The organism is Pedobacter sp. GW822-FHT03F06 (assembly GCF_058801365.1).
In genome coordinates this window covers 114,355-140,567 of the sequence record NZ_JBXANE010000009.1, presented here as the reverse complement: position 1 = coordinate 140,567, position 26,213 = coordinate 114,355, and the positions used below count along the sequence as shown (strand labels likewise).

Annotated in this window: 20 protein-coding genes and 1 pseudogene; 6 read left to right on the top strand and 15 right to left on the bottom strand. The window is 39.9% G+C overall.

Annotation, left to right across the window (positions count from 1 at the left end):
• Positions 1 to 267: 267 nt before the first annotated feature.
• Positions 268 to 1,284: a GntR family transcriptional regulator gene (locus tag AC1RJ8_RS16870; RefSeq protein ID WP_492955009.1), complete on the top strand. Its 1,017-nt coding sequence runs from the start codon at positions 268 to 270 to the stop codon at positions 1,282 to 1,284.
• Between the two features lie 6 nt (positions 1,285 to 1,290).
• Here the strand turns inward: AC1RJ8_RS16870 and AC1RJ8_RS16865 are convergent, their stop codons facing one another.
• From AC1RJ8_RS16865 to AC1RJ8_RS16835, 7 genes are all read right to left on the bottom strand, one after another.
• Positions 1,291 to 1,491 carry a hypothetical protein gene (locus AC1RJ8_RS16865; RefSeq protein ID WP_492955008.1) on the bottom strand — a complete coding sequence of 67 codons (201 nt, stop codon included), beginning with the start codon at positions 1,489 to 1,491 and terminating at the stop codon, positions 1,291 to 1,293.
• Positions 1,492 to 1,946: 455 nt separating this feature from the next.
• Positions 1,947 to 2,690 (bottom strand): hypothetical protein, encoded by a 744-nt coding sequence (locus tag AC1RJ8_RS16860; RefSeq protein ID WP_492955007.1) that lies wholly within the window; start codon positions 2,688 to 2,690, stop codon positions 1,947 to 1,949.
• Between the two features lie 598 nt (positions 2,691 to 3,288).
• Entirely contained in the window at positions 3,289 to 4,422 is a 1,134-nt protein-coding gene (locus AC1RJ8_RS16855) for a redoxin domain-containing protein (RefSeq protein WP_492955006.1), read from the bottom strand.
• 12 nt (positions 4,423 to 4,434) lie between these two features.
• Positions 4,435 to 5,844, bottom strand: a complete 1,410-nt coding sequence (locus tag AC1RJ8_RS16850) for a RagB/SusD family nutrient uptake outer membrane protein (RefSeq protein WP_492955005.1) — start codon at positions 5,842 to 5,844, stop codon at positions 4,435 to 4,437.
• 9 nt (positions 5,845 to 5,853) lie between these two features.
• Entirely contained in the window at positions 5,854 to 9,132 is a 3,279-nt protein-coding gene (locus AC1RJ8_RS16845) for a SusC/RagA family TonB-linked outer membrane protein (RefSeq protein ID WP_492955004.1), read from the bottom strand.
• A 147-nt stretch (positions 9,133 to 9,279) separates the two neighbouring features.
• Positions 9,280 to 10,437, bottom strand: a complete 1,158-nt coding sequence (locus tag AC1RJ8_RS16840; RefSeq protein ID WP_492955003.1) for a FecR family protein — start codon at positions 10,435 to 10,437, stop codon at positions 9,280 to 9,282.
• 108 nt (positions 10,438 to 10,545) lie between these two features.
• Complete coding sequence (locus AC1RJ8_RS16835; protein WP_492955002.1) at positions 10,546 to 11,115, bottom strand: RNA polymerase sigma factor; 570 nt, start codon at positions 11,113 to 11,115, stop codon at positions 10,546 to 10,548.
• Positions 11,116 to 11,301: 186 nt separating this feature from the next.
• Here AC1RJ8_RS16835 and AC1RJ8_RS16830 point away from each other — a divergent pair.
• Positions 11,302 to 11,505: pseudogene (locus tag AC1RJ8_RS16830) on the top strand (DUF2000 family protein); the annotation flags it as partial.
• A gap of 268 nt (positions 11,506 to 11,773) precedes the next feature.
• Here AC1RJ8_RS16830 and AC1RJ8_RS16825 read toward each other — a convergent pair.
• The 7 genes from AC1RJ8_RS16825 to AC1RJ8_RS16795 all read right to left on the bottom strand — a co-directional run bounded on the left by AC1RJ8_RS16825 (position 11,774) and on the right by AC1RJ8_RS16795 (position 20,974).
• A complete protein-coding gene (locus tag AC1RJ8_RS16825) occupies positions 11,774 to 12,505 on the bottom strand; it encodes an SDR family oxidoreductase (protein WP_492955001.1) in 732 nt (243 codons plus the stop codon).
• Between the two features lie 116 nt (positions 12,506 to 12,621).
• Positions 12,622 to 13,581 carry an AraC family transcriptional regulator gene (locus AC1RJ8_RS16820; protein ID WP_492955000.1) on the bottom strand — a complete coding sequence of 320 codons (960 nt, stop codon included), beginning with the start codon at positions 13,579 to 13,581 and terminating at the stop codon, positions 12,622 to 12,624.
• Between the two features lie 298 nt (positions 13,582 to 13,879).
• A complete protein-coding gene (locus tag AC1RJ8_RS16815; protein ID WP_492954999.1) occupies positions 13,880 to 15,442 on the bottom strand; it encodes a malate:quinone oxidoreductase in 1,563 nt (520 codons plus the stop codon).
• A gap of 31 nt (positions 15,443 to 15,473) precedes the next feature.
• The gene (locus tag AC1RJ8_RS16810; protein ID WP_492954998.1) at positions 15,474 to 16,661 is read right to left on the bottom strand and encodes a cation:dicarboxylate symporter family transporter; all 1,188 of its coding nucleotides are present in this window, start codon (positions 16,659 to 16,661) and stop codon (positions 15,474 to 15,476) included.
• Positions 16,662 to 16,695: 34 nt separating this feature from the next.
• Positions 16,696 to 18,288, bottom strand: coding sequence for a phosphoenolpyruvate carboxykinase (ATP) (gene pckA / locus AC1RJ8_RS16805; RefSeq protein WP_492954997.1), 1,593 nt, complete (start codon positions 18,286 to 18,288; stop codon positions 16,696 to 16,698).
• Positions 18,289 to 18,298: 10 nt separating this feature from the next.
• The gene (locus tag AC1RJ8_RS16800; RefSeq protein WP_492954996.1) at positions 18,299 to 19,606 is read right to left on the bottom strand and encodes a cation:dicarboxylate symporter family transporter; all 1,308 of its coding nucleotides are present in this window, start codon (positions 19,604 to 19,606) and stop codon (positions 18,299 to 18,301) included.
• Positions 19,607 to 19,621: 15 nt separating this feature from the next.
• Positions 19,622 to 20,974 (bottom strand): hypothetical protein, encoded by a 1,353-nt coding sequence (locus AC1RJ8_RS16795; protein ID WP_492954995.1) that lies wholly within the window; start codon positions 20,972 to 20,974, stop codon positions 19,622 to 19,624.
• A 239-nt stretch (positions 20,975 to 21,213) separates the two neighbouring features.
• Between AC1RJ8_RS16795 and AC1RJ8_RS16790 the strand changes: the two genes are divergently transcribed.
• The 4 genes from AC1RJ8_RS16790 to AC1RJ8_RS16775 all read left to right on the top strand — a co-directional run bounded on the left by AC1RJ8_RS16790 (position 21,214) and on the right by AC1RJ8_RS16775 (position 25,415).
• Positions 21,214 to 22,242 (top strand): sensor histidine kinase, encoded by a 1,029-nt coding sequence (locus AC1RJ8_RS16790; RefSeq protein WP_492954994.1) that lies wholly within the window; start codon positions 21,214 to 21,216, stop codon positions 22,240 to 22,242.
• Entirely contained in the window at positions 22,239 to 22,919 is a 681-nt protein-coding gene (locus AC1RJ8_RS16785) for a LytR/AlgR family response regulator transcription factor (protein ID WP_492954993.1), read from the top strand. Before AC1RJ8_RS16790 ends, AC1RJ8_RS16785 begins: the two co-directional genes overlap by 4 nt.
• A gap of 521 nt (positions 22,920 to 23,440) precedes the next feature.
• A complete protein-coding gene (locus AC1RJ8_RS16780) occupies positions 23,441 to 24,379 on the top strand; it encodes a hypothetical protein (protein WP_492954992.1) in 939 nt (312 codons plus the stop codon).
• Positions 24,380 to 24,404: 25 nt separating this feature from the next.
• Complete coding sequence (locus AC1RJ8_RS16775) at positions 24,405 to 25,415, top strand: OmpA family protein (RefSeq protein ID WP_492954991.1); 1,011 nt, start codon at positions 24,405 to 24,407, stop codon at positions 25,413 to 25,415.
• A 131-nt stretch (positions 25,416 to 25,546) separates the two neighbouring features.
• Here AC1RJ8_RS16775 and AC1RJ8_RS16770 read toward each other — a convergent pair whose 3' ends face one another.
• On the bottom strand, positions 25,547 to 26,176 hold the full coding sequence (locus tag AC1RJ8_RS16770) for a DUF2306 domain-containing protein (RefSeq protein WP_492954990.1): 630 nt from the start codon (positions 26,174 to 26,176) through the stop codon (positions 25,547 to 25,549).
• Positions 26,177 to 26,213 lie beyond the last annotated feature (37 nt).

Below are 26,213 nucleotides of genomic sequence, written 5' to 3'. Positions count from 1 at the left end.
CATTTTAAAACCTCATCCAGATTTCGAGAATAGCAATTAGAGCAGTATAACAATAATTACTACGCACATCATCAAATGCTCACAACATTAGTCTGGTCTGGACTGGACTGGTTAGTAAACAAATATAATATATTTTATTTCTTTACAAAAGATAAAAAAATAAAAAAAGCTCCATATACCCAAAATGTAGAGATTATTGAATAATTGTTAGGTGGGCTGGTTTGGTTTGTATGGTGTATTAATTACATTTGCCAAAATAATATACTTATGACCGCTGAAAACACACTCCAGAAAGGCAATCAAGGCAAAATGAAATACCAGCAGCTTGCCGATCACATTATGTCGCTGATTGAAATTGATCAGCTACATATTGGAGATCAGCTGCCTTCTCTCAAGCAGCTGCAGTTGCAATTAAAAATGAGTAAGGAAACTTTACTCAAAGGCCTAAACGAGCTTGTTGAAAAAGGCATCGTGGAATCTGTATACAGGAAAGGATATTATGTACGCAAAAAGGCCATTCATCATACGTTCCGCGTATTTTTACTGCTTGATAAAATGAATATTCTGCGTGAACAGTTTTATAGGACACTTTTTAATCAACTGGAAAACCGCGCCGATATAGATATCTACTTTCACCACCATAACTATCAGGTATTCGAAAAATTGATCAAAGAAAACCTGGGATCATATACACATTACGTCGTTGCAACTTTTTTGAAAGAAAATGTAGCCCCGCTCCTGAACCTGATTCCCGACAAGAAAAGAATAATTATTGATTTAAACGAGCAAGGTTTATCAGGCAATTACAGTAGTATATACCAGGATTACGGCTATGACATTTATAATAGCCTTCATAAGCTACAGGCTGACTTAAAAAAATACGACCGGCTGATATTAGTTGCCCATTCCGAAGCTGTACATGCCAGATTGGTAATTGAAGGTTTTTTACATTATTGCACTGAAACTGAATACCCCTACCTGATACAATCTGAGATTGATGAAAAGACTTTTCAAAAAGGTAATGCTTATGTAACCTTCAGCAGGTACGACACCGATGATGTTATGTTAATTAAGCTCGCCCGAAAAAAGAAGCTTAAGTTAGGGAAGGATATAGGTCTCATCTCTTATAATGATACGCTTGTGAAAGAAGTGCTTGAAGATGGTATTACGGTCATCTCAACTGATTTTGAGGCAATGGGTAAAACAGTCGCACAAGCCATCCTGGATGAAAAAATTGTGACTACGAGAAACCCGACAAAAGTTATCAAAAGACATTCGCTCTAAATCTTCTTATTTAATCAATTTATTGGCATCGGTTTCCTTTTTTGGGATCAGCCATAAATATCCATTTGGGCATTCGGCAAAAATGGCCGCCTGCTCTGCGTTTAAGCTACTGTCCCATTTCGCTTTACAGTGAACTCCCTGTTCCGGGGCAAACTTATCGTTCTGATCTTTTGATCGGCTTTTTCCGCGACTGGCTTTCGGTAACAATCTTTCAATTTCTGCATAAAATAATCGCTCCTGGGCTCATATCTACAATTCGGGATGGAACACTGTTGTTTTGCTATTTTGGAGAATTTGGGTTAGAAGGAGATCATTCTAAAGGTTTGTATTTAATTTTTATCAACAGCAGTAGGAAGATATAAGCTAGCGATCATTAATATGAAGGCAACAGTATCGCCTTATTGGAAATTAAGAAAGTTATTGGTTGCTATATGATAATCGATACCTCAGCAGAAGAGAAAAAACTTTCATATATACATTTAATTTGCACAGCATCTAATTTTAAGAATATAACGATAGAATTTATACTTTTAGAATTAATCAATATGGTATATCAAGCAACGCATCACCTAGAGACAATGCAATGACCGAATTACTAAATTCTGTGACAAAAAGTCTCTGTCTTAATCAAGAAACCTGGAAAAGAAATCCTTTATTAATTATTAATCTTTTGATTTATTTTTATTTTTTATTGCATTAATTTCACTCTGGAGTAAGTTAATCTGTTTCTCTTGTTTTAACAGTTTTTTATTTTGAGTAATGATCGATTTATTTTGCTTGATAAGGTGAAGGGTCAGTTCTTCTATTTTCTTTAACAGGGTATTGTTAAGCTTACCCAAAGCAATCCCTTCTTTCTGAACATCCACTGCTGATGGGATTTCTGGTAAATGACTGTTCGAATTGATATATTTCTCTATTTCAGATAATGGAGTAAGCTGATATCCTTTTTTAAAAACATAATCAGGCCAATTGGCAGCAGACTCGATCTTAATCTCCCTTGCGCGTATAGTTCCATTAACGGAGAGCTTTTCTCTAGGAGTAATTGTTCCGATTCCAACACTTCCGTCAATCATAAAATTCCCAGGGGTGTATGAATTACCACTTAGACCTATAGCAATGAAATTGGCACTATCTATGTTACCAACAGTGGGAAGCCTACTCCATGGGCTAATCTTTGTGAACATGTCTAGAAAACCACTTCCATAACCTGTACTGATCAACATTTTCTGTCCTGCACCATGTTCGGCCATCACTCCCAATACCGGATAGTAGGAACTAAAAACAGACTCCGACCAATTTACATATCCTCCACTAACTGCTACATAAGGGCTAATTACCTCTTGAGCTGAAGTAATTAAACAAAAAGAGCAGCACGTAATTATAATCGCAAGTAATACTTTTTTCATAGTTAAATTTTAATATGTCATAATAGCATATTGATTTCACAAATCAATCTTTATTAACTTTTACAGTTGCTCTGAGTCTGCGACATTTTCTTCCTGTAAAATGACTAAAGAATAAATTTCTATCACCGATAAAGATAAGAAAATGATAAATATTGATGTCTTGTTTCTAATATTATATTCAAGTCTCTTTGATAATATTTTGAATATGATTATTGACTGTTTTCCGAAAATAAACTGCCTGTTAGCACATTGAGATCCCAAAGGACGCCATAAAGGGGAAAATTACGTTACAGGATTATGTCAGCAAGTGCAATTTAGTGCCACATGGGAAATGTAAATATCAAATGCATCTTTCTTACCGGATGCCAATGCAATTATTAAGGCAAGAGCATCCTTTGAATGGTTTGAAGAAGGTGATTTTTAATTTTACGGCAGGGCACAAAAAATGAGAAAACACCGTGGGCGATATGGTAAAAAGGGCTGCTTTTTAACAAGCAGCCCTTTAAGGTTTTGGGCTTGCGCCCGGTTACTACCAATCAGCGGGAACGAATTAGAGCTGCTGAAAAAAATCCATTGCTTCAGCTCGTGTAACTTCTTTTTAATATTCGTCCTTCAGTATACGTTCAATTGTTTTTTCAACATCCTCCCCCCTTAGGTTTCTCGCGACAATTTTTCCCTGTGGATTTATTAAAAAGTTAGAAGGGATTGCTTTTACCCCGTAAAGTGCCGCAGCACCGTTCTTATCAGTATTAGTATCTATCAACTGCGTCCAAGGCATACCATCGTCTTTTATGGCTTTTAACCAAGCATTCCGCATCTTTTCCTGGTCAATAGAAATACCCACTATACTGAACCCCTTGTCTTTGAAACGATTATACGCTTTGAGCAGCCTTGGATTTTCAGCACGACATGGATGACACCAGGATGCCCAAAAATCTACCAAAACGTATTTACCTTTAAAATCAGTCAAATAAACGATTTTTCCGGCTGTATCTGGCTGACTGAAAACGGGGGCCATATTTCCTTTAGCGGTACGGGCTATGCCATCAAGCATTGTTTTCATCTGTTTGCCGTCTGGCGAATTTTTTATCCGATCGGACAGACCAGCGAAAAGTTCCGCGCCATTCTCCTGGTCCATGTATGGTCCGGCAACATCGCGGATAACAAATAAGCTAATGTAAGAATTCGGGTTATCGCGTACAAAATTCTTATAGACCAGCTTTCGTTTTTCGGCCAGTTCTTTCATTTTAATCTGAACCGCTTGTTGTTGCTGTATAAGATCAGGTGCATGCTTAGGAATAGCCGAATATTGCTCCCTATACTTATTCATTTCCACTTTTAGAGGCTCATCCAAATTGTTCAGGGTGAGATAATCATCGTTAACCTTGGATCCCTTAATAATTGCATGTTTCAATGAATCATTTGCCACAAGGGAAATCTGTCCAGGCTCTAAATATAAAATGATGGCGTCAGGTGATGTCTTTTTTGTAGCACGTTGTGGCCCGACAAATTGCAAATAACCACTTGTAACCGCAGGCATCGGCCCGCTCAGTTCGAAAACGCCGGAGCTAACCATGGCGCTATCAGCTCTGGTAATGCCGCCTATTTTGTAGGTCAGATATACTTTGCCCGTCTTTTTGGTATCATGAAAATTTCCTTTCACAACATATTGCTGTTGAGCATGGGCAAAAAGAGGTAATAATGCGACCAGTATGAAGATATTTTTTATCATGTCGAAGATATATTAATAACCAGGGTTTTGAGTCAGGTTGGTGTTACTAGTTATTTGTACCGTTGGAATGGGATACAATTGGTCGGTTAATTGCCAATTTTGGCCTTTGATCGGACCAAGTACGGCTGTCGCCCTTCCAGTTCGCTTCAAGTCAAACCACCGATGTCCAAACTCCATGTTAAACTCCACTTGGCGTTCATGCTCTACAGCCAATAATAGGTTTGCCTTACCTGTAGATGGTGTTCCACGAAGCCCGGCACGAGTTCGAACTACATTAAGATCACTTATTCCATCAGTAAGCTTATCTTGTTGTATCCTGGCTTCTGCCCTGATCAAATATTGTTCGGCTAAACGCAGCACCACAGCAAACTCGGTATTGGCGCCTGCCGTACTAGACTGATATTTTACCGAGTAATAGCGCCCCCCTGGCGACCTTCGCAACCAGGCGGTAAACCGGTCATCTTCATATTCAGGCCTGGCCAAATCCCGTTCAAAAGCAGCTACCAATTGTGCGGTAACTGGCTGGCCCGGTTCGCCGGTTGAACCCGTTAAAAACGCCCTTGTAATAAATGGGTAACCAAACTGGTTGGTATTGAACGCCCAGATGGTCTCGGTACTGGCTTTCAAAAATGTTGTGGAAAGTGTTGGCATGGTGAAAAGTGTAGCATTTGCAATTACTTTACTTGACTCCGTTTCCGCCAAAGCATATTCTTTCTGGTAAAGGTATACCCTTGCCAACATGGCTGTAGCCGACCAATAGTTTGCCCTGGTTCTAAGCCCTGCTGACCAGCTGTAGTCTCGTGCAAGCGAAGATTGTGCATCCTTTAAGTCTTGAATGATGAGTGCATAAACCTGATCAGATGGCGTACGCGGCATGGATATATTCGTTTGCACATCTGTTTTTGTGACTAATGGTACATCACCAAAAAAATTGACCAAGGTATAGTAGCAATATGCCCTTATGAACTTGGCTTCACCTATCAGCTGTCTTTTAAGCGTGGCAGACAAATCGCTGTTTTCCATTCCTACTATAATTTTATTGGCGTGATACACGCTGAGGTAGCTACTAACCCAAATTGAATTGCTATTGATGTTTGTCGGATTTAGCGAATTGCTCTCAAAGTCATCAGGCGAGTCTGGAAAATAAGATTCGTCAGCAGATCTTGCAGGACAGTTGATGACGAAAGTTCCGAAAGTGGAAGCGGTAACAGTACCACCACCTGTTGTATTATACATAACAGAGTACATGCCGTTTACAGTCGCTTGAGCAGTTACCGAGTCGGTATATACGTTACTGCTAGTAAGTTGATTGACCGGCACACCCACTTCAATTAATTTTTCACAGCTATTTAAACCTATCATCAATAGTGCGAGTAACATTGTTGATGCAATGTTTTTTATATTTTGAGTCTTCTTTTTCATGATGTTTACTTAGAATGTAAATTGTAAGCCAGCCACAAACATTTTTAGGGGAGGAAGTACCGAACCTTGGGTTTCAGGATCAAGCCCCTTGTAGCCAGTTATTGTATAAATGTTCTGCCCCCGCAGGTAGATCTGCGCCCTTTTGCTTCTAATGGCACCCAACCATTTCTCTGGCAAATTATAGCTTAGCGAAACATTACGTAGCCTGATGAAAGATGCATCAGTCAAAACCGCGTCCGATCCGGCATAATTGACGTAAGAGCTATAGGCTGCTGAGCTGGTTAAAGAACTGGGTTTAAATTGCGTGTCCATCAAATCATCTAGTTGACTACCAAGCAACCCAGGAAATGCAATCTGATTTACACCTGTTTGCTTAGTAAAATTAACCAAAATATCTAACCTCAGACCTTTGTAAGAGATTGCAGAAGCCAATCCCCCATAAAACTGAGGATCTCTTGTTCCGGCAACGTAGCTATCATTGGTCAAACCACTTGTTACAGCGCCGTTGCCATTTCTATCCTGAAATTGAGCTACACCATCTACAAATCCGGTATTTTGATATACAACGTATGAATTTAAACTTGATCCAACCGCATAGGTATTCCCATAAAGGGTAAATAATTCGTCGGGAAGGCTTAAAAGCTTATTTCTTGAAATGGACAAATTAAAGGAAACATCCCATGTGAAACCAGGCGATTTTATTGGAGTCGCATTCAGATCAAACTCAACCCCTTGGTTTTGTATAAGCGCATCCAGATTGGTAATGTAGGTGCTAAACCCTGTTTGTGCCGGAAGAGGAGCATTACGGACAACCATATTGTCTGAACGGTTTCTGTAAAAAGACGAGGTAAAACGTATTCTGTCTTTCAGAAAGCCCAATTCGAGTCCCACTTCCATTTTGCGGTTGGCCTCCCACTTGAAATCTTGATTAGCGAGGCGAGTAGGATAAAATCCAGGGTTACCGCCATAACTGGAAGTTGTTGACGTATAAGTATCCATAAAGCTGTAATTCTCGAACTGGTCATTCCCTGTCACACCATAACTGCCACGAAGTTTTCCGTAGCTAAACAGGTTTAGATTTTGGATGAATTTTTCATCTGCGAAATTCCATGCCCATCCCATTGAACCGAAATTCCCATATTTATTCCCGGGTCCAAAACGCGAAGACCCATCTCTACGAAATACAACATTAACAACATACTTATCCAACAAGTTGTAGTTTAAAATACCAAAGCCAGAAACATAGCGGTATTCAGAATTGAGGCTTCTCACAGTTGTAAAGTTTGCGGCATTTGTGTAACTGTCCATCAAACTTTCCGAAGCAAAGGTGTTCGCATTTATAAAATAAGGCTGATTGTTTTTGCTCTGCTGCCACGCTCCTCCCAATGTTGCTTTCAATATTCCTTTCCAAATCTTTGTCTGATAATCTAATTGAGGTTCTGCGATGTAAACTTTACCCTCTGTTTCGGAATAGATACCTGAAGATACAGGAGTAGAAAATAGTGGATTCTGGGTGCTTGCAGGGGCTTTTGCCTTTAATTCCTGCGATATGTTGTTGTAGCCCAAATTTACTCTGGCTGTTAAATGGTCGCTCACTTTATACGAAAGATTCCCACTGACAAGCAGGTTGCTTCCCTTATTTAACACCGATTGGTTACTAGTAGCAATGGGATTGCTGAAGTTGGTAACCCAATAGAGTTTGCCGGTGCCGTCATAAAGCGGATAGTTAGCAGGAATATTTATCGCAGCCGAAGCAAAATCACTACCGAGCATATTATTGGAGGTCAATCCGAGTGAAGTGCCAAGATCCAGTTTAAGTCGATTATCGGCCGAAGTTTGTGTAGCACGGATATTGAAACCACCTTTTTGATATTTGCCATTCCCAAAAAGAATGGATGTTTCGTGCCTATAGTTCGTACTGAGGAGAAGAGATGAGCGCTCATTCCCCATAGATAAAGAGGTACTCACTTCGTTTTGTTTGGCTGTATTGCCAATAAGCATATTTTGATAGTTGGTATTGGCATTTTGATCCCAAAGCATAAGGTCTGGGGCAAGAGCTACAGTTGGCGTTCTGTTATCATTGGCAAATGCTCTTCTACGAAGATCCAGGTATTCGCTTGATGAAAGTAGCTTTCTTTGATTTACCACCTCTGACAGACCGCTGTTGTAATTTACATCGAATGTTGCTTTTCCTTTTGCACCGCGTTTGGTTGTGATCAGGACTACTCCATTGGCTCCTCTTGACCCGTAAATTGCTGTAGCATCAGCATCCTTGAGTACTGTAATGCTTTCGATGTCATTAGTATTGATATTACTTAACGGATCGGTAAAACCATTCGGTTGCCCTCCCAAAGTTGTTGCTCCTGAACCTACCTGTTGATCCACTGGAACGCCATTAAACGGAATTCCATCTATAACATAAAGTGGGATAAGTCCGGAGTTGATAGAATTTCTACCCCTGATGAATACCGTTGTGGCCGATCCCGGCATGCCAGATGTTTGTTTGATTTGCATGCCCGGGACTAATCCTTGTAACATCTGCAAAGGATTTCCAAGAGGTTGCCTCTGTAATTGATTTGCCGAAATCTGAACAGCAGAACCTGTATTTAATTTTTCGGAGGTAGAATAATACCCCTTATTGATTATTACACCCTGTAGATTCTGTTCATCTGGCTCCAGTTTAATAGTCATAAAATCTGAAGAAGCCCTAACTTCTTTAACCTTATAACCTACATAAGAAATTACGATCACAGAGTTATCTGGAAGATCGTCGATTGAAAAATTTCCGTTTTGATCCGTCCTTACCGATCTATTCGTACCTTTAATGAATACATTAGCGCCAACTAGGGGTTGACCGTTTTCGTCTAAGACCTTACCCCTGACAATAATCGCTTGAAACTTGGCAATAATATTTTCTAATAAACTTTTTTCTTTTGCTTTTATTACTACGGTTTTATCTTCAATTGAAAAGGACAAGGGCTGATTGGCAAAAATCTTGTCCAGCACCTGAGCCAGTTCTGTGTCTTTCACGTTGATCCATACAGGTTTTGTGCCTTTTAGCAAATCGCTGGTGAAAATGAAGTTGTATCCGCTTTGATCGGAAATGCGGTCGAAGACCTTTCTTAGTGTGGCGTTTTTTTCGGACAGGGTGATGCGCTGCGCGAAGGTGGATGCGCTTACCTGCATAATAGCCATGATCAAGACGATACTGGTTAGCCTCATAATCAATAGAATTTGACGCAGGTATGCCTTGGGCACACCCCGTTTGTTAGTATTTTTTTTATACATTAGTAGTTAGTTTGGTTTAGCAGTAAGCTATTGCCTCGAAAACACTAGGCTGACTGCGGTTAGTTGATATATTTTTATTGACTTATAGCCAATTAGACCACCAGATCCCGATTCCACTCGGGATTTGGCGTTTTAGCCATTGCGTAATTATTTGCTGACGATAACTTTCCTCCCTTCTAGTTTAAAGTGAACGGCTTTTGATTTTTGTAATATTTTTAACACCTCTTTTATGTCGCTGTATTTGTCGATACGCGCATTGAATCCAACATCCGGCAATTGACCTTGATATTCCACTTCTATGTTGTACCATCGCGATACTTTTCGCATAACAGCAGAGATGTCTTCATCATAAAAACTGAAATAGCCTTTTTGCCAGGCCATGGCTTCTTCCAGATCAACTTCAGTAACCTGAATTCCGTTTTCATCCAGTGCACTTTGCTGACCGGGTTTGAGAATTGAACTTTTTGTTTTGTTGCCCGGCATTGGTGTAATCTTTACCGCACCTTCCAGCAATGTAGTTCTCACCGCCTTTTCATCTTTGTATGCGTTGATATTAAAATGCGTTCCCAATACTTCTACTTCCTGCCCATTGCTCTGGACCAAAAAAGGATGTACCTTATCTTTTGAAATTTCAAAATATCCTTCACCTGTTAGGATAACTCGCCTGAATTTCGCTCTGACAAAACTAGTTGGGTATTTTAGGGAGGATGCAGAATTTAAAAAAACCAAAGAGCCATCAGGCAAACGTACCTGTGTTTGTTCTCCCCGCGACGTAGTTAGCGTATTGTAATCCGAGTTCTCGGAATTCTGATCTGTAACTTCATAAATGATTTGCCCGTTTGTGTTTTTTGAAATTTTCACGCCAGACTGCAAAGCTATGTTTCCAGCCACCGCATCATTTATCGATATCTTCTTCCCGTCGGCCAGTGTCAACGTAGCGCCTTGCACACCTGGTTTGACGTCATTGTAGTCAGCAATCTGATGGGTCGTGTTTTTGGTATCACTGTTGAAGTAAAATAGTCCGGCTCCAAAAATGATGGACGCAACAGCGGCAGTAATCGCAATACGCGGCCATAAAGAAACCACTTTAGGTTGCCTGGCAATACCTGTCGCATGTTTAATGCGATTTAATATTGCCTGCTCATGCTCTTCACGGTTTTCAGCAATATCAGATGGCATCTCTATCGGAATCTGATTCTGCTCATTGAACCATTCGTCGAATTCCTGCTGTTCTGCTTTGGTAAGCGTGCCTTTCAACCACCTATGAGACAATTCCTGTAATCTTATTTTACTTTTTTCAATCATTTCCGATAGGTCTTATATAGACAAGTACCTGCTGAAAAGGGAAACTGTCAAAATGTGACAGATAAAAATGATAAAAAAGTATAATTAAGTGATATACAGAAAATTAAATCACAATAAAACGGTATGAAGAAATGATTTAAGATTAACAGCCAGCTTCTTTTTAGTCCTTTTAAGGTCTGAATTTACCGCATCCTCCGAGATACCTAATTTGAGGGCGATTTCTTTATGGCTAACATCTTCCTGTCTGCTCATTCTGTAAATGACCGCACTTTTCTCCGGCAGTTTACAGATAAATTCTTCAAGTCTGCTACGAAGTTCTTCAAAATTGAGATATTGCTGAGTAGAATCGTCTAAAATATCATAGGCTGCCAAACTCTGCTCTTCATGCAAACGCTGGTTTCGTTGTTTTTCAAACAATTTAATGATCCGGTATTTTACAGATACTATCAGGTAGTGAGAAAGTTCTGAGGTGATATTAAGGGAAGATCTTCTGTTCCACAAAGAAATAAAAACATCCTGTACTACATTCTCTGCATCCATGATGTCCCCGGTTTTCTGAATGGCAAAATAAAACATCTTTTCCCAGTAGCGCAGGTACAGATTTTCAAAAGCAAGTTCATCACCGCTTTTCAGCGATGAAATCAGTTCTTGATCAGTATATGATTTATAGCCTGCCATTTCACTATTTGAAATGGCAATTTAGCAATTTCCTTGACAAAGCCATACAATGTTAGCTGAAATCGCCTTACTCAAAATATTAAAGAATTGTTGTGTTTTCTCACCAAAAATTCAGAGCTGGTGGTATAAGATGACCAGTGACCAACCAAACTTTCTTGTCTTTCATTTTAGTTATCTTTTACTTCTTTTGCACAACAGGCTCGTACTTACGGGGAATATCAAGCAAACATTGAAGCAGTTTCAATAAGAGACATAATCTACCTTGGCATTACATTATTTGGAGATAAGAAAAGCATCAACAAAGCCACCAAAGGACTGGCTTTGATTAGTTGTATAAAAAATGGTTGGCGGTACAGCATAAAAGAATTAAATCGTGGCAGAACAACTTAATTTTGATATTGCGAGGGTGACACCTCCCAGTCACTTGAGTAGTTAGGCAAAGATAATACCTCTTTGTCCCCTCAGCGAGGTTCAATTTACTGGGAGGTATGCAGGACCCTGGTTGGGTGAGCGATGGGGTCTTACGGCCCTTTACCAATGCTGTATTGATTGGGTTCGTGATTACAGCGTTCCAAAGAAAGGGAGCGATTATAGTTTAAAACAAATAATCTGATACAGTCAGTTGCACATTCCGCGTTTAAAATTACAGGGTTGGTATTTACCATGGTACAAATTCGCCTGATTGGGAAAAAGTTCCTGTTGGACCATTCTCATCAAGTAATGCCATGGCAACACCTGACTTAGCACCTTCTTCCGTAGTTAAGGGTGCCTGGTCTGAACCGATGGATGTTTTCACCCAACCTGGACTAACTGCATTCACTTTAATCTTGGAAGCGGCAAGGGCATTAGCCAGAAAAACTGTGAACTGGTTCAAGGCCGTTTTTGACGCACTATAAGCGTAAGGTTTTAAAGCGTATAACCAATGTTCTTTATCTAAATGAACACCAAAGGAACCAGAAAGGCTGCTAATGTTTACAATACGCCCCGCCTCACTTTTTTTGATTGCGGGCAATAATGCCTGGGTCAGCTCTACTGTACCGAAATAATTGATATCAAAAGTATCACGCAGGGTTTGTGTGGGTACGGTTTCCGTGTTATTTCCGAACCACGCGCCGTCTAAAAATACGGCTGCATTGTTGATTAGAATGTCCAACACACCATATTCGCTTTCAATGTATTTTCTAACGTTATCAATATCAGTCGAGTTACTGATGTCCAGTTGTACAAAAGTAACGTCTAATGATAAATCCCTTAAGGCTGCTTCCGCTTTTTTACCTTCGGTTTCATTTCTTGCCCCTAATAAAACTTTAATATTGTGAGCTGCTAGTTGTTTTGCTGTTTCAAAACCAATGCCTTTATTGGCTCCGGTCACTAATGCTATCTTTGTCATTTTGCAAATTGTTTAATTCCAATACAAAGGTAGCGTGGATGGCATGGCCGATGTTAGCGCAAATAACACCGATCCTTACTAAAATCAAACTTTCTTGCACCAACATCCAGGAGCAACTATTCCTTTTGTAATTTTCGGTAATCTGTAGGCGAAATGCTGGCATGCTTTTTAAAGAATAGATTGAAATGTGATGGCTCTTCGAAAGCGAGTGCAAAAGAAATCTCCGCAATGTTCCAGTTGGTTAATTTTAATAAAATCTTGGCCTCTTGAACAAGCCTTGCCGCGATGATCTCACTTACGGTTCTTCCTTTAGACAATTTTACCTGGCGGTTCAAATAATTGGGATGTAGTGACAGGCTGTCTGCGAAATCTTTCGCAGTTTTAAATTTGATTGTATCCTGAGGAGATTCTATGGGAAACTGCGATTCTAACAATCTTATAAAGGAACAGGCGATAACCTCGGTGGTATTATTCGTTTTTACGAAGGAGCTAAACGGCGCGAGCTTTTGTGCATTGAAAATAATCTCAAGTAAATAGGTGCGTAGCAGATTTTCTTTAAAAGGATTATCGGTCTGTGATTCATCAAACATTTTATTGTAGACCTCAATAAAGAGTTTCGTCTGCTCCTCTGTAAGGGAATAGATATTTTGTCTGCCTGGTTTATAGATTGGAAATTCAAGTAGACGATAACCGCTGTTAGCTTTGGTGATAAACTCCTCCTTGAAGACGCAGCTAATCCCTGAGTACCCTAAACCGGCCTCGTGAACCCCAAAAGGAATTTTGGTGGTGGTGAACAGTAAGGAGTTGTCCGAAATATCAATGTTCCTATCTTCAAACTCAAGCCGATAGTCACCTTGTAATAATGTAGCTGTGTAAAATTTCTTCCTGCTATATTCAAATGAAAAAATCGGATTACCAGTTATGCTGAGGTCCAGTATATGAAAAGAATCTGCACCATTCTGAATAGTGTCTGATAGGGCAGTAATATTTGCGGGGTCGATAGATGATGTAAAATCGGGGATTTTCATAAGCAAAAATAAAAATAAAAGCTGATCTCTTTCTACTGCAATAATCATATTTGGGAATATTCCCCTAGCTAATAATGAATTAATAGTTTCTGGGACAAGTCTATCGTGTCTCTTCCTGCTCTATAACTTCTCATTAAAAACAAAAGGATGGCAACAAAAATCAAAGACAAGACAAAAATTTCGGGTAGGAAACCTTGGGGTCGGTTAAGTGAGGATGTAAAGAAAAAATCCGCTGTGAGATAAATTCAGGAATCCGCATAATTGAATATTCCTCCATCTTCCGTCAAGATGTCCTAAAACGACAAGTAACTCTGGGACGAGACATTTCTCTATTTACACTTGTGTTTTAGTCGACTGTGAAATATTTGAGACCAAGCGAAGTGCTATTTGCCTTTCTGATGGCATTTGCCAAAGCCTTATCGTTTGAAAGTTTCTTCTGATATGATGGGATCATCTCCTTCATTTTCGATTGCCATTCTGGTGTAGCCATTTCTTTTGGGAAACATTTTTTTAATACTGTGATCATGATATCAACCGATGTTGATGCACCTGGTGAAGCACCCAACAGAGCGGCTAAACTTCCATCTTTTGCACTTACCACCTCTGTGCCAAACTGAAGCACTCCTCCTCCTTTTTTATCTTTTTTGATAATCTGCACGCGTTGTCCTGCAGTTTCAAGTTTCCAATCTGAGGCCTTCGCCTCAGGAAAATATTCTTTCAGGGCATTTAAACGTGCTGCATTTGATTGGCTAACCTGACTAATTAAATATTTAGTCAACGGAATATTATCCGCTCCGGCAGACATCATTGGCCAAATGTTTTTTAATGTGATTGAACGGGTTAAATCGAGATAAGAACCTTGTTTTAAAAATTTAGAAGAAAAACCTGCATAAGGACCAAAGAGCAAAGCTTTTCTACCATTGATAATTCTTGTATCCAGATGCGGAACAGACATTGGCGGTGCACCGACTCCGGCTTTACCATAAACTTTGGTGATGTGCCTGGCTATAATATCCTGATTATTGCATACCATCCATTCGCCACTTACCGGAAAACCACCGAAACCTTTTCCTTCCGGGATTTTCGATTTCTGCAATAACCGCAACGCTCCGCCTCCGGCGCCGATGAATACAAATTTAGCTTTTATGTTTCGCTCCTTTTCTGTTTTGTTATCCCGTACGGTAACCAGCCATGTACCATCTTCCAGGTGTTTCAGATTTCTCACTTCATGGTTCAGTGCTACCTTTACACCCTTTTCTTTTTTCAAAGAGGCCACTAAGCCTCTTGTTAAACTTCCGAAGTTAACATCTGTCCCAATGGCCATATAAGTTGCGGCAACCTTCTGTTTTCTGTTTCTTCCTGTCATCACCAAAGGCATCCATTTAGAAAGTGTATCAAAATTTTCAGAATATTGCATGCCTTTAAATAGCAATTGCTTACTTAAAACATCATAACGTTTTTTAAGGTATTCTACATTTTTATTCCCCCATACGAAACTCATGTGCGGCACATTGTTGATGAACGATTTAGGTTCAGGGAGTTTCCCCTTATTTACCATGTAAGCCCAAAATTGCTTGGAAATTTCGAACTGCTCATTAATGGATACAGCTTTGTTAAATTCTATGGTGCCATCCGGACGCTGTGGTGTGTAATTCAGTTCACAGAAGGCAGAGTGCCCTGTTCCGGCATTATTCCATGCGTCAGAACTTTCAGCAGCAACAAGATCCAGCCGCTCATAAATATTAATTTTAAGTTGTGGATTGAGTGTCTTCATCATTGAGCCCAATGTGGCGCTCATTATTCCAGCCCCCACCAGCACAACATCCGTCTGCTCATCCACCTCTTTATTCTTGCATCCTATACCAATGCCTACTAAAATGATCAGTAGGTATGAAATTGATTTTTTCATAATTTTAATTTCTAAATTTATTTACGGAGCGCTATGACTCGCTCCTTGAAATAACTAATGCGGCAACGGCGTGCCCTATTGTATTGGTTATTGCCCGTGCTTCGCTCATAAACCGATCGATACTCAGCAATATGGCTAACCCCTCAACCGGGATTTTATGAATGCTGCCCACAGTGGTTACCAAAGCTAAAAACCCTGTTCCGGGAATCCCCGATGCACCCTTAGAAGTAAGTAAAATGACCACCACCATTCCACAAATTTCGGCAAATGAAAAACTTACATTGTAAAGCTGGGCCAGAAACATTACTGCCATCCCCAGGTAAATGCTGGTTCCATTTAAATTTAGCGAATTTCCCGTCGCAGTAACCAACATCACCACAGGCCTCTTCAGGCCAAGCTTTTCCAGTTTTTCCAGAAGCAGGGGGATCACAGAACTTGAAGAAGAAGTTCCCAGTGCATAAAGCAGCTCATTTTTTATCGAACCTAAAAACGTAAAAAGATTCACTTTTAAACCTGCCAAAAAAGAGCCAAGTACAATAGCAACAAACAGGAACATTGTGATATAAGTTCCGGCAAGCATTTTTCCTATTGGTACCAGCCTATCCAAACCAAAGCGGCCAACTGTATAGGCAATACCACAGAAGGTAACAATTGGAGCCAGTAAAAAAATAAATCTCAATAACCTGAGCAAAACCGATTTCATTTGTTCGAATACCTTTACTACCTGATCGTGCTTTGCCAAACGGTTGATAAAAATACCAATGGCAACTGCCAGCACAAATAACAACAACATGCTATTCTGCATCACCACCTTAAGCCAGCCCTCATAATCGGCAGAAATTAATCTGGCAGAGGGCATGGATTCAACTAAACTCCTGTCTATTCTCCCAGGGCGAATGATCAATGCACTGCAAATACCAAAAACAATGGCCAGTGTACTTACCACAACAAAGTAAATAATGGCTTTAGCGGTAATTCTTCCGGCCAGTTTAAGATTTTCTAAACTTCCGAACACACTCACTATGCTGAGAAAAATTACCGGCGGTACAAAGGGCTCAATAACGGAAACGAATGATCTGGCCACCCACTGCAACTTCACTGCAAAACCAGGAAAGTATACCCCAACCATTGCGCCCAATAAAATGGCAGCAAAAATCTGTAAGCTCAAATACTTGTTCAGCTTATCAATAAACGGGTTTATTTTCTTTATCAGCGTCAAATTTTTGCGGATGATCTTCAATATAACAATATTTCTACACAAATGATGGTGCTGCATCCTTTATTACGGTGCTTGCCAATGCTGCGTAATCAGAAAAATGATCTTCAAACAAGAGCGCTAACTCGGCAGCTTTTTGATCATATTCGTCTACATCGTCCCAAAGTGACCTCGGATTTAGAATTTCTGCAGGTACCCCCGGGCAGTATTGCGGCACGGCAAACCTGAAAACGGGATGATGAGCGAACGGAACATTTTCAAGATGCCCGCCCATAGCTGCAGCAATAAGTGCCCTGGTATATTTCAGGCTGATTCTATTTCCCTTTCCATAAGCACCACCAATCCATCCTGTATTTACCAACCAAACATTTATCTCCGGATGCGCATCAAGTTTCGCGCCCAGCAGTTCGGCATATCTAAGCGGGTGCAATGGAAGAAAAACACGTCCGAAACATGCAGAGAAAGTAGATTGAGGAGCAGAAACACCCATTTCTGTTCCTGCAACCTTGGCCGTATAACCCGATATAAAGTGGTACATGGCCTGCCCTTTATCCAGCTTGCTGATGGGAGGTAAAATCCCAAAAGCATCGCAGGTTAAAAAGAAAATGTTTTTTGGTGTGCTGCCTGTAGATACCTTTTTGGCATTGTGGATAAAATCAATCGGGTAGGCCAATCTTGTATTTTCTGTTTTGGTTGTATCTGAAAAATCGACCGCTCCGGTAGCAGGATTAACCACGAGGTTTTCCAAAAGCGCACCAGGTTTAATAGCGCCGAAAATTTCAGGTTCTTTTTCAGGATTCAGATCAATGGCCTTCGCATAACATCCTCCCTCGAAATTGAAAATTCCCTCATCAGACCAACCATGTTCGTCATCACCGATCAGCAAACGGCTGGCATCTGCACTTAAAGTTGTCTTTCCTGTACCCGACAAACCAAAAAACAACGAAACATCGCCATTAATGCCTTCATTCGCAGAGCAATGCATACTTAACACACCTTTTTCTTCAGGTAAAATATAGTTTAACACGCTGAAGATTCCTTTTTTCATTTCTCCTGTATAGGCTGTTCCGCCAATGAGAATGATTTTGCTTGTAAAATTTACTACCGTGAAGTTCTTCGCCCTCGTACCATCCACTTCTGGATCGGCCTCGAAACCAGGCACCTGCAAAATGAGCCATTCTGTTTCACCGGCAATGACATTTTTTTCATCAGGCCTTAAAAACAGGTTATAACAAAATAAATTTGCCCATGGTGTTTCGTTCACAATTCTGATGCTTAAATGATGTCTCGTGTCGGCACACGCATAAGCATCCCTAACCCATACTTCCCTCTCGGCCAAATATGCCCGTATTTTGCTGTACAGGCCATGAAAATGTGCTTCAGAAATAGGTCTGTTAACATCGCCCCAATCTACAGTATCCCGAGTGGTATCGTCAATTACCGTAAATTTATCCTTCGGAGAGCGGCCCGTAAAAGTACCAGTATCCACACACAGCGCGCCACTGCTGCTTAAACTACCCTGTTGGCGTTCTAATGTTTGACTAACCAGTTTTTCTGGACTTAACTGATAATGCACCTGCTTACCGTAAACGCTGAAGCTTAATTCATTGAATGTTTCTGCTGTATTCATTTTATTAGATTTAGTATACAAATTCCTGCTTAACCATTTTCTTTTCTATTTCCATCAATTTGGGATCCTGCGCCACTTCAACATGGGGATGGAACTCATTTTCGCTTTTCGAAATCACAATAGTGGCTACGCCGTTTCCGATGATATTGGTAATGGCACGCGCCTCGCTCATAAACTTATCTACGCCAAGCAGAAAAGCCAATCCTTCAATAGGAATTTTATGGATGGCTGCCAGTGTGGACGCAAGCACGATAAAACCACTTCCTGTAACACCTGCTGCGCCCTTTGATGTAACCATCAGGATACCGATGATGCTGAGCATTTCCCATACAGAGAGCTGAACGCCGTACAATTGCGCAAGAAAAATAACCGACATAGAGAGATAAATCGATGTCCCATCCAAATTGAAAGAATAACCGGTTGGAATAACCAACCCGACTACAGATTTACTGCAGCCCATTTTTTCGAGTTTCTGCATAATGGAAGGCAATGCAGATTCCGACGAGGAGGTTCCCAGTACGAGTAAAAGCTCTTCCTTAATATATCTGATGAATTTCCAGATGCTCATTTTGTAGTATTTCATAATTCCACCAAGAATCAGAAAGATGAACAGGCCCATGGTTAAATACACTGTTCCCATCAATTTGGCTAAAGGAACCAGCGTGTGCAGGCCAAACTTACCGATGGTGTACGCCATGCCGCCAAAAGCACCTAAGGGAGCGAGATACATCACATATTTTAATCCTTGAAAAACAATTTTGGATGCATAACTCAAACCACTCACCGCTTTTTCACGATGCCTTGAATAATTTAAAATAATGCCACAAACGATGGCCACCAGTAATACCTGAATGGTGAGGTTGCTCATAAAGAAACTTACCCAATCGAAACTTTTAGCGGGTGCAGATGTGTATTTTGAAGCATTCTGAATCTGTAAGCCAGATTTATCAATATTGCCCGGTTTAATTAAAACCGCCATCAGAATACCGATAGCCAAAGAAACGGTAGATACTACTTCGAAATAAATCAGCGATTTAAGCCCGATTCGGCCCACCTTTTTTAAATCGCCCATGCCGCTGATGCCCAGAACAATCGTTAGGAAGATGATCGGGGCGATAAAGAGCTTAATGATATCGATAAAAGTTTTACCGATAATTTCCATTTTAACGGCCGTTGCCGGTGCATAACTGCCCAGTACTATACCGGCAATGATGGCCACCAGTACCCAAAAGGTAAGGTTAGATAAAATTCGCACCCAAATGCTCCTGGAGCCTTTGATTTGCTGATCTGCTGGTTGAAGATTTTTTTTAATTAACATGTTGCGCTGTTTTTATTAATCTATATTGATATGGTACATGAGAACAAACATCATTTTCCTTTCAGAAACTTTGAGCTCAGTTCCCTGAAGCGTGTAAATGGGTCTGCTCTGGGCATTGAAAACAAATTTGGAAGCATGGTCTCTCAGCAATAGGCTAAGGCCAAAATCGTAGGTAAACATAGGGTCAGACAAGCGTTCGAACTTAGAATACTGAATCGCGATGGCAGGCATTAACCTGGCTTTCTTTTTCTGCTGATTGAAATAAGGAAGTGTAAAACCCGTCTGAAAAATCAAACTGTTTCCGGTCCCTACCACAGGATAACTATTGCCGGCACCGTTAAACGAGGCAGTTGCGGCATCCAGGCCGTTTGAAATGTTGTTAATTCCGAGGTTCCGGATATAACCAGGCCCATAATCATGGTGAAAAACCGCTGCATAAACATTAAACGAAGTTCCTTTTTGAAGGTTTATTGGTGTATCGAAAAATGCATCTGCACTATAGAGTTTCATATCATTCAGCACAGTATCGGTACCAGCCAGGTGCCATAACAAGTCTTTTTGTAATTCGGCCCCGATGCCAATGGCAAGTACTTTTTTCTTGCCGAGATAACTCCCTGCAGAAGTGGGTCCCGCATTGCTTTCCTGCTCAAAAAACTGCCATTTTAAGTATGCAGATAGATTTGGTTTCACCGAAAGGTTATTGAAGCCCGAAACGTTCTGAACCGGCTTAGCGGTTAATGGCACATAAGGTTTCGCCAGAATAACACGATAATCCAGCCTGCCGAACTGGCCTTTTGCAAATATATTCAGGTTGCGTAGCGTCAAATCAGTGCGGTTTACATTTCCTAAATCCAAAAAAGGGACATCATACAGTAAGGTAGCCGTAGGTCCGGAGGCAAACCGTGTAAGCCCCTTCCAATTGGAACGGCCGGCACCCAAACTTAACTTCCCGCTAAATTTATATTCCCCAAACGCATCAAGCAGATCAAAGGCACTTTCATTGTCATTTAAATAGGTTAAGTTGGTTGTACCGCCCTGAAAAACCAAGCTGAGGTTATCAATAGGATAAATGATCATTTTCATCCTTAACCTTCGTAGCGAAAGATCTGCAGTACTTTTGGTTAGGCTTTCATTCACCTTGCTCCCTGGGTTTAACTGTGTATACCTGGCCCAAAATTGTCCGTAGCCCGAAAATTTTATAAAATGCGACTTATCTTCATTGAGGTAGGCAACGAGTGGTTTGTTCTGCTTTTTTTCCTGAGCGGATGCGTAATTAAAAAAAAAGCTGCAGATTACCGAGATGAGGTAAAACCGAACCATAAGATTTGGAGCGCCTTTCTTTTTATAAAAAACAGGTTTGTTCGCCATGGTTGATTGTTGCCTATTTATTGAAATAGTGAATCCTATGTTTATATTTGGTTAATTCAGATACAAAAACAGATGTAACTGAATATTAAAGATGAACATAAGTGATGCTGGAAAACATTTATATCAATAAACGACAGAAATTATAAGCGAACTACAGAAACCAGACAGTTGCAATGATTCTTTTAATCAATTTAGTCTTCCTTATCCTGATTCTCCGGATTTCTTTTGAAAAAAAGGTGATGGATTTTCTATTGAACGGAAGGTGGCCAGGCGTAATCACCATGCAACATATATTATTCTGGATTGCTTTTTCAGGTGTTAGCAGCTACATCTATTTTAGTTTCTTTAGTATTGGGGAGGCTGCCCTGGCGATGCTCTTTATGCTATCAATCAATATTCCGGTTTACCTGCTCTGCTTTAAGAAACTTGTTCCGGAATTTTATCAGCAGGCCAGATATGGCGAATATGTGCGTTATACCGCATCGCTATTTGTAATTTCAAGCCTGATCAGAATATTGGTTGAACCAGAACTTTTTAGCGCTTTTAGATCTGGAGATGGAAAATACCTTTTAATGGTCTATTTTATGCAGGCCATAATTATCCTCGTGCCTTCTATGCAAAGCATTTCGAAATACAAGCTCATTGCCGAGCGCGAGTTATCGGCGCTTAGCATCAGAAAAAAAGAGGCAGATATGGAACTTCTAAAATCTAAAATAAATCCACACTTCCTGTTCAACACGCTCAATAACATTTACTCCCATAGCTATGCTACAGATGGAAGTTCTGCTGATTTAATTAAGCAGTTGAGCCTCCTGATGCAATATACCACCTATGAAATTGAAAAAAAAAAGATCCCTGTTGAGCGCGAACTCCAGATGATTGCTGCGCTTGGTAAACTTTATCAATTGAAAAGTAACAGCGCACTAAATCTGGTCATGAATTTTGATTCAAGTGAGCTTACCAGTGTTGTTGAAATTCCACCTACGATTTACCTTACACTTTTTGAAAATGCCGTAAAGTATTCGGCTATTGGCAGAGATGAACATGCACAAATTGCGGCTACGCTATTGTTCAGGCCATCGGAAGTAGAGTTTAATATTTTAAATTCCATATCCGAAAAGAAGATCGAGGATGATGCCATCAACTACCGTGGAGCGGGACTTAAAGTTTTAACCATGATTCTGCATCAGGAATATGGAGAAAAATACGAGATGAAAACTGAACAAAACGAAACTACTTATTTCACTAAACTGATCATCAGCATATGAAACCCATAAAAGCAATTTATGTTGACGATGAAGCTCCGGCGCTAGATCTGATCAGCAAGTATTGTGCGTCGATTGACGAAATTGAGCTGCTGGCCTGTTTTCTAGATCCAACAGAGGCGGTTATTTACGAGCGAATGGATGAAGTGGATCTGCTTATTCTTGATATCGAAATGCCCGGAATTTCTGGTACAGAAATGGTTGGACTGGTGCCGAAGGGCAAGCTATGCATTTTCATCACTGCTGATCCGATCCACGCGGCAAAAGCTTATGACATGGATGTAATTGATTATTTGGTTAAGCCAGTATTTCCTGAACGTTTTTTGAAAGCCATTCAAAAAGCAACCGATTATTTAAAATTTACCGGGCTTGATCAGGAGAGCGATTTTCTGGTTTTTAAATCGGATTATATGGTAAACAAACTTCCAACAAAAGATATCTTATGGATTGAAGGTTTTGGAGAATACCTAAAAATCATCACACGCTTTAAACAATATATGGTTTTACAGCGACTGTCTGATTTTATGGAGAAAAATGAAAGATTAGGCTTTGTAAGAATCCACAAATCGTATATTGTTCACGAGAAAAGGGTAAAATCGCATAATTCACAATTTGTGTTCTTAGCTGACGAAAAACAATTGCCAATTGGCAGAAAGTATAAAAATTGTTTCCGCACCTAAGCATGTCTTATAGACTGTGTCAACTTAAACGGTAACTTTTAATTCTATATTAATATTGGTTCCTTGTCCATTGTCACTCGAAACAAATTCTAATTTACCGCCTAAATATGCTACCCTCGTTTTGGTGTTACTTATCCCCATTCCTTCTTTTCCTTTCAGGCTTCCAATATCAAAGCCTACACCATCATATTAAAAGAAGGAGCGTATATTTTTTTGGCATTTATATCAGGTTATGTAAATAAATCTGCTGCAAATATTGCCACAATTATAAATTTTAAACTTTAACAAGACTAAACCACAATTATAGCAATTAATGTGGCTTAAAATCATTCCACAGGCACAAAATACCTAAAAACCAGTAGGAATAATCCCACGCAAACAGGTATTGTATGGCACGTGCTACCGAAATAATTTTGTGCAAATCCTACTAAAATGACAGTTAGGATCAGAATACAGTTTAAATTATATAGAACATCTTTTGAATATCGCGATAATTCACCGTTAGACATGAACCAACAGTTATGAAAAAACTACCTGTATTTATATTTTACTTGTTGACCATCAGTTCCTGCACCACTCCTAATGCTAGTAAAAAGCCAGTATCGGAGAGAAAAGACCAAAGTGCTGCTCTTGATAATTCTCAAAAGTTTACCGAAGGTAAAATAGAAATCGAAATTAACATAACGGGAACATCACTGGGGGAAATTTTCCGAAGTATAGAACCTAAACAGGGAAATGTCCGTAAACAGCTTGAAAATGCTATCAAACTATCCAGCTCCAAAACAAAGTTAGAATTTGAAGCCATCAAAAATAAAAATCCCATGATGCTTCTCAACCTCATGTTATTACCATGGAAATCATTCATTTTCCTAAAGCCTGGTACGGCAACTGCGAAGTTTGATGCTTTAACTTATCATGGCGAAAATTCAGTAGATGATAAGTCAGGGCGCGGCACCTTTTTTATCAGTACACAGGATAAGAAAAACCAAAAAATCACCTTCACCTATCAAAAAAATGAGCTCGGTAAAGCAGGTATTCAATCTACGATAAGGAGTGAAGACTATGCAATACAAAAAACGCCTATTAGGGAGAACATCGCTGGCTTCATCTGCAAAAAAAGCATTTATACCTTAAAGAATGCAAATACCACAGTCAATCACCAGCAAGTATCCCATTCTCTTACAGTGGCGAAGATAGAGGTTTGGTCTTCAGACCAGATGACCTCATCAGTCAACTTTTTAAACCCCTTATATATCAATGAAAAAGACGGGATAATGAAACTGAAAATTTTCTATACGACGGATGAGCATATGGCCATTGTGTACCGCTTTAAAAAAGTAGAAGCCGTAAAAACAAGTCCTGAAGAAATGAAAATTCAGCAATCCTCACCCATCTATAAATATTCGAAAGATGCAATACACATCGCCGGTCAATTGATGGGCATCCTCTTTAACAGTTAATACGTTGAAATTACAATACATCCTTATGAAAAAAATAGTTTATTTCCTGTTATTCACATTACTGGTTGTTTCCTGTTCAAGTCCAGGCAACAAACAAAGTAAATCTGCTGATACTGTTCAAAACCCAGTCGCAGATTCGAGCAAAGCACAACCTATCGAAAAGCAAGGGTTTGATATTCGCAACATTCCAGTAAGTAAAAACGATCTTGGTGTATTTCCCTATTTTTCAGCCCCTAAAAAAACTATTTACATTAACGGAGGCGGGAAGAAAAAAGACTTTGATCAAACATATGTCCCAATCAATGGGATATTGACTCCTGTTGAGGGGCCATCTTTTAGCGCATACATACAAACTGCTGATGGCGAAGAGTGGCAACAATTCTATGTAGATAAAAGCTATGAAGATATGATTATAGGTTTAGGAGGAGTAAAAATAGCTGAAGGAGTAGTAGCTAAAGAGGAAGTTGACCGTGTAGGAAAAGATAAACTGAAAAGTGGTGATGAAGGGTCTTTTGATTATTGGAACAATATCCCTATTAAAACCTATGTGATCAAACGTTCAGATAGCGATATAATTTATATACAGCTACAAACCACCGGTACAAGTGGCGCAATACAAATTGCAGAGAAAGGAAGTTTTCATCAGACGATCTCACTGATTAAAGCGGACGAAATTAAACAACAATTAGATCACGACGGAAAAGCCGTCCTATATATCAACTTTGACACCGACAAATCATCTTTAAAGCCTGAAGGACAAACCGCAGTGGAAGAAATCTACAAAGTACTCAATGCCGATATGAGCTTGAAAATTGCTGTTAATGGTCATACCGATAATAAAGGAAATGAAGAAAGGAATCTGATCCTTTCAATAGAGCGAGCTGCTGCAGTCCGTTCTGCGTTAATTAAAAAAGGTATTGCTGAGGACCGACTCATATCAAACGGCTTCGGCTCCAAAAAGCCACTGGTAAGCAACACAACAGAAGAAAATAAAGCAAAAAACCGGAGAGTGGAATTAATAAAGTTAAAAGACTAACCCGCGTTTTAAACAAGTTAATATGGATCATCCGGTAATACCCCGCTACGGATAGAGTGATGAATTGCTGGAAGTCAGCTCATATTTTTCCAGCCGCGATGATTTATATATGAGATAAAATTTATAACAATTCAGGACTTGTCAATTATTATACTTTTCAATGCTAATCTTTTTACTTTCAGATAAGCTACAAACAAATTGGGTATCCATGATAACCAGGCCACAATAATATAGGAAGTGCCATAATTACCGGTAATGATCACTAAGACAGGCAGCCATATCCTCAGCGTTACAGCAGCGAAACAGGCTGCATAGCTGTAGATCATCATATTCTGATGCTTTAAAAACTGCTTATTTTTAACTGTCAGATAAGCCATCAATGTTGTATAAAACCAGATTACAGCCAGACAGGCAAAGCCCAGGGAAGACCATGGTCCCTGGTCAGCAAACAGCGCGATATAGAAGCCCGAAAAGGAACTCAGCAGAACGCAGACTACATAGATTTTACCAGTGGATTTGTGGATACGGGGTTTATCGAATCTGATTTTTTCACTAAACTGGATCCATCCGATCAGCAAAGCCACTCCACCCAGAATAATATGCGTATAAAAGGCGGCATTCCAGATTCCACTATTTAAAAGCCATTCCGGTTTACCATTCAAAATGCCAACCCTCCCGTGGATCAGGAGATATTTGAGCGGATATAATCCAATAAGGATAGACAACACAGCAAACAGCACCCAAAAGATCTTTTTTTTCATTTTTATTAATCAGTTTTAAGCCAGTTGGGCAATCCAT

Excerpts from the sequence above, each read along its gene's own strand:
- AC1RJ8_RS16870 (WP_492955009.1), top strand. The coding sequence starts at position 268 with ATGACCGCTGAAAACACACTCCAGAAAGGCAATCAAGGCAAAATGAAA.
- AC1RJ8_RS16860 (WP_492955007.1), bottom strand. The coding sequence starts at position 2,690 with ATGAAAAAAGTATTACTTGCGATTATAATTACGTGCTGCTCTTTTTGT.
- AC1RJ8_RS16855 (WP_492955006.1), bottom strand. The coding sequence starts at position 4,422 with ATGATAAAAAATATCTTCATACTGGTCGCATTATTACCTCTTTTTGCC.
- AC1RJ8_RS16850 (WP_492955005.1), bottom strand. The coding sequence starts at position 5,844 with ATGAAAAAGAAGACTCAAAATATAAAAAACATTGCATCAACAATGTTA.
- AC1RJ8_RS16845 (WP_492955004.1), bottom strand. The coding sequence starts at position 9,132 with ATGTATAAAAAAAATACTAACAAACGGGGTGTGCCCAAGGCATACCTG.
- AC1RJ8_RS16840 (WP_492955003.1), bottom strand. The coding sequence starts at position 10,437 with ATGATTGAAAAAAGTAAAATAAGATTACAGGAATTGTCTCATAGGTGG.
- AC1RJ8_RS16835 (WP_492955002.1), bottom strand. The coding sequence starts at position 11,115 with ATGGCAGGCTATAAATCATATACTGATCAAGAACTGATTTCATCGCTG.
- AC1RJ8_RS16825 (WP_492955001.1), bottom strand. The coding sequence starts at position 12,505 with ATGACAAAGATAGCATTAGTGACCGGAGCCAATAAAGGCATTGGTTTT.
- AC1RJ8_RS16820 (WP_492955000.1), bottom strand. The coding sequence starts at position 13,581 with ATGATTATTGCAGTAGAAAGAGATCAGCTTTTATTTTTATTTTTGCTT.
- AC1RJ8_RS16815 (WP_492954999.1), bottom strand. The coding sequence starts at position 15,442 with ATGAAAAAATCAATTTCATACCTACTGATCATTTTAGTAGGCATTGGT.
- pckA (WP_492954997.1), bottom strand. The coding sequence starts at position 18,288 with ATGAATACAGCAGAAACATTCAATGAATTAAGCTTCAGCGTTTACGGT.
- AC1RJ8_RS16800 (WP_492954996.1), bottom strand. The coding sequence starts at position 19,606 with ATGTTAATTAAAAAAAATCTTCAACCAGCAGATCAGCAAATCAAAGGC.
- AC1RJ8_RS16795 (WP_492954995.1), bottom strand. The coding sequence starts at position 20,974 with ATGGCGAACAAACCTGTTTTTTATAAAAAGAAAGGCGCTCCAAATCTT.
- AC1RJ8_RS16790 (WP_492954994.1), top strand. The coding sequence starts at position 21,214 with ATGGATTTTCTATTGAACGGAAGGTGGCCAGGCGTAATCACCATGCAA.
- AC1RJ8_RS16785 (WP_492954993.1), top strand. The coding sequence starts at position 22,239 with ATGAAACCCATAAAAGCAATTTATGTTGACGATGAAGCTCCGGCGCTA.
- AC1RJ8_RS16780 (WP_492954992.1), top strand. The coding sequence starts at position 23,441 with ATGAAAAAACTACCTGTATTTATATTTTACTTGTTGACCATCAGTTCC.
- AC1RJ8_RS16775 (WP_492954991.1), top strand. The coding sequence starts at position 24,405 with ATGAAAAAAATAGTTTATTTCCTGTTATTCACATTACTGGTTGTTTCC.
- AC1RJ8_RS16770 (WP_492954990.1), bottom strand. The coding sequence starts at position 26,176 with ATGAAAAAAAAGATCTTTTGGGTGCTGTTTGCTGTGTTGTCTATCCTT.